This is a genomic window from Spiroplasma sp. ald, assembly GCF_044714355.1.
Lineage (GTDB): Bacteria > Bacillota_I > Bacilli_A > Mycoplasmatales > Mycoplasmataceae > Spiroplasma > Spiroplasma phoeniceum.
The window spans coordinates 1-2,105 of record NZ_RXFY01000140.1; the positions used below are offsets into that span (position 1 = coordinate 1).

At 24.6% G+C, this 2,105-nt stretch carries 2 protein-coding genes and 1 pseudogene; all 3 read left to right on the forward strand.

The features are described from left to right. Positions 1-1,217: pseudogene (locus EHU54_RS05610) on the forward strand (ABC transporter); the annotation flags it as partial. A 179-nt stretch (positions 1,218-1,396) separates the two neighbouring features. Beyond that, entirely contained in the window at positions 1,397-1,546 is a 150-nt protein-coding gene (locus tag EHU54_RS05615) for a hypothetical protein (protein WP_400249411.1), read from the forward strand. Then, the gene (locus EHU54_RS05620; protein WP_400249413.1) at positions 1,546-1,785 is read left to right on the forward strand and encodes a hypothetical protein; all 240 of its coding nucleotides are present in this window, start codon (positions 1,546-1,548) and stop codon (positions 1,783-1,785) included. Before EHU54_RS05615 ends, EHU54_RS05620 begins: the two co-directional genes overlap by 1 nt. The last annotated feature ends 320 nt before the right edge of the window (positions 1,786-2,105 follow it).

Here is a 2,105-nt window from a genome sequence, read left to right on the forward strand (position 1 = left end):
TAAATATATTTTATAGGAATTTTAAAATAACTAGGTTATGCAAGAAGTCTATTGTCTATGGAATTGCTTCTAATGAGGGAATTATTAGTATGTACAATACAGAAATTTTAGGATGTTTTGGTGCCTTAATGATTTTCCTAGTAGTTTTCTTAGGAATTGGATTAGGTACCATATATATTTATCGTCGTATTGAAATGTTTGGTACATTCAGTTTAAAAGAGATTTATGAAACAATGGATAGTATTGATGCAACAAAAGACTTTGTTAGAAGTCGCCGTGTTATTAACAACTTAAGTGTTGAATATTCGCTATTAATTAAACAATATATTGATGAGAAACATCGCGAACAAAAAATAAAAAATTTAGAAGATAAAATTAATTCTTTATATAAAGATCTAGCCATAGTTCGAAGCAAAAAATTAGAAGCAATAAGTGAGGTTTATCGTAATCGTTTTGAAGTAATTAAGCAAAAATATGTTGTTTTAGTTCAAAAAGCAGAGATTACTAATGATGCTAAAGATATTCGCAAATCCCAAAAATTAAAAATAAAATTAGAAGCATTAGGGGAAAAAATTACAGAAGTACGCAAAGAAATTGAAATGTTAAAAAGAAATCCAAATTATGCCCGGATTGCTGCTTTAAATGAGCAATATGAAGAATTAAAAGATGAATATATGCTTATATCAAGAACAGTTAATGAACATAGCTCTAAACTAAAATTAAAAAAAGTTTATACATTACGACAAGAATTAACATATTTACAAAAGAAAATTGATGAATTAAATAGTAATACAATGCGAACTATTTTTGATAATCCGCATGATAAAAAAATTAATAAATTAATTGTGCGATATAACTTAGAAAAAGAACAATTAAATCATTTAAAACAAACTAAACCAGAAGCTAGATTAATTCCAATTTTTCAAGAAAAATTATTAATTTTAGCTAATAATATTAAAGAATTAGAAGCAAATAAAACTCAAGTTAATCGTCATATAGAAGAAAGAATTATAAAATTAAAACGACAATTAGAAGAGTTGAATGCGGAAAAAAATAAAAACTATAAATTATCAAAAATTACAAAAGATGAATCATACAACATTAAAATTCGTAAAATAAAGGAATTATGTAAAATGAAGTGCAACAAATCAACTCAGAAAGGAGTTGATTTTTATTGAAAAGAAACATTATTTTATTTTGCGGTCCGTAGTAACTAAGTATGGAAAAGATAATGTTATTAATACGGTAAATAATATTGTAATTAATAATGTAGAAGAAGATGAATAAATTATCCGGGTAATTTATTAGCGGTAATTTATTCAATATAGTTTATTTTGAGCGTAGCGAACACGCGAAGCGTGCCGCGCGAAATTAGATTTTTAGGAGGAATTAAGTTATGCCAGGTTGATTAACGACAATATTTAGTGTTGTTATTATATTAGATATTTTTGCTTGAATTGGTTTATCAATTTATCATAAAATTCGTCAAATTCGAGGTAAGAAAAAAGATAAAAAAGAAATTAAAAGTAAGGAGGATGATAAATAATGTTAGGTATGTATTTAACAACAGCGGTTAATTTTTTAGCAGATAGTGGTACTCCTACTATTTCAGATGGAATGGGTTCTATTTGAAGTGGTTTAGGACAAGCAATGATGAAAGTTAAAGAAGCAATTTATGCTGTATTACCACAATTAATGACCTTTTTAGGTGATGCGTGAATTATTTTAATTCCATTTGGTATTTTTGTTATTATTAAGATTTTAAACAAAACTAAGGCACACTAGTTTTTATATGTGATTTTATTAAATAATTTTATTGTTTATTTTTACACTATACACTGTTTACAAATTTATTTTTTAATAAATTTTATTATTATTGTTAATGTTGGAATTATAAAAATTCCTATTATACATATAATTTTAACTATATTTTCTATGGTGGATAAATTTATATTGTTTATTATTCATAATATTGAGTTTATTATGAAAAATATTTTTTTAGTATGACCCTTAATAGAAATAATAATATTTCTATTAAGGGTCATACTAATGGTCATACTAATAGTAGTTTTGGAATATAAATTTTTATAATAGACTTCTTGCAT